Here is a 258-nt window from a genome sequence, read left to right on the forward strand (position 1 = left end):
ACCCACACCCAGCGACAGTCAGCCTGAGGAGTACAAGCCGCCCTTCCACAATTTTATCCAGATCGTTGGTGCTGAAGGCCAAACGGACTGGAAGGCAAAGCTCCTCGATGTTGCGCAGCTGGTGGACACCACACTTTTCCGCGCTTACATGATAGCCTCGCCCAGCCTCGCTGGCCCACTATTTCGGCTCCCGAACTTTTGCGAGCCGGACGTTGTTCAGGAGAAGTTGTACGAGACAGGTCGATATGCTGACTTGAT

1 protein-coding gene is annotated in these 258 nt (G+C 55.4%); it reads left to right on the top strand.

What is annotated here, in order from left to right; translation table 11 throughout:
* Positions 1-258: hypothetical protein (locus tag C1X29_RS28840; RefSeq protein ID WP_146023326.1), on the top strand; the 258-nt coding region annotated here is incomplete at both ends.

It is taken from the genome of Pseudomonas sp. GW456-12-10-14-LB2, assembly GCF_002884345.1.
Lineage (GTDB): Bacteria > Pseudomonadota > Gammaproteobacteria > Pseudomonadales > Pseudomonadaceae > Aquipseudomonas > Aquipseudomonas paraglycinae.